The sequence below is a fragment of the Microbacterium umsixpiens genome, assembly GCF_053543675.1.
This window is the reverse complement of the sequence record NZ_JBLVOH010000203.1, coordinates 1-1049: the sequence shown is the minus strand read 5'-3', so window position 1 is coordinate 1049 and position 1049 is coordinate 1. Positions and strand designations below refer to the sequence as shown.

Here is a 1049-nt window from a genome sequence, read left to right as displayed (position 1 = left end):
CTGCCGCGGCACCTGCTGCCGCTCCCGCTCCCGCTCCCGCGCCCGCCGCACCGGCACCGGCTGCGGCTCCGGCTCCTGCCGCTGCTGCTCCGGCCGCACAGAAGCTGGCGCTGCCCACCGAGAACGACAACCTGTACGTGACGCCGCTGGTGCGCCGCCTCGCCGCGCAGCAGGGCGTGGACCTCGCCTCCGTCACCGGAACCGGTGTGGGTGGCCGCATCCGCAAGGAAGACGTCCTCAAGGCTGCCGAGACCGCCACGGCACCCGCTGCGGCAGCCGCGTCGGCCCCGGCACCGCTCGAGGTGTCTCCGCTGCGCGGCACCACGCAGCCGATGTCGCGCCTGCGCAAGGTTCTGGCCAAGCGCGCCGTCGAGTCCATGCAGCAGACCGCTCAGCTCACCACGGTGGTCGAGGTCGATGTCACGGCTCTGGCCGACTACCGCGACAGCGTGAAGGCGTCGTTCCTCGAGAAGACCGGCGACAAGCTGTCGTTCCTGCCGTTCTTCGCGCTGGCGACCGCGGAGGCGCTGCAGGCGTTCCCGATCGTGAACGCGACCGTCGACGGTGAGAACATCGTGTACCCGGCGAGCGAGAACGTGTCGATCGCGGTCGACACCGAGCGCGGTCTGCTCACGCCTGTGCTGCGCGACGCGGCCTCGAAGAACATCGCGCAGATCGCACACGAGATCGCTGATCTCGCCGCCCGCACGCGTGACAACAAGCTGAAGCCGGACGAGCTCGCCGGAGGGACGTTCACGCTGACCAACACCGGTTCGCGGGGCGCATTGTTCGACACCCCGGTCGTCTTCCTTCCGCAGTCCGCGATCCTCGGCACCGGCACGGTCGTCAAGCGTCCCGGCCTCGTGAAGGTCGGCGGTGCGGATGCCATCGCGATCCGTTCGTACGTGTACCTCGCCCTCTCGTACGACCACCGGATCATCGATGGTGCGGATGCAGCACGGTTCCTGGGTGCGGTGAAGGCCCGCCTCGAGTCGGCGCAGTTCGCCGCTCAGCTCGGCGCCTGACCGATAGAGCACCTCATGGCTGGT

1 protein-coding gene is annotated in these 1049 nt (G+C 69.6%); it reads left to right on the top strand.

Going from position 1 to position 1049, the window contains the following annotated elements; genetic code table 11:
• Positions 1–1025: 2-oxo acid dehydrogenase subunit E2 (locus tag ACNPM4_RS17930; RefSeq protein ID WP_448986586.1), on the top strand; the 1025-nt coding region annotated here is incomplete at its 5' end.
• Between the last annotated feature and the right edge of the window lie 24 nt (positions 1026–1049).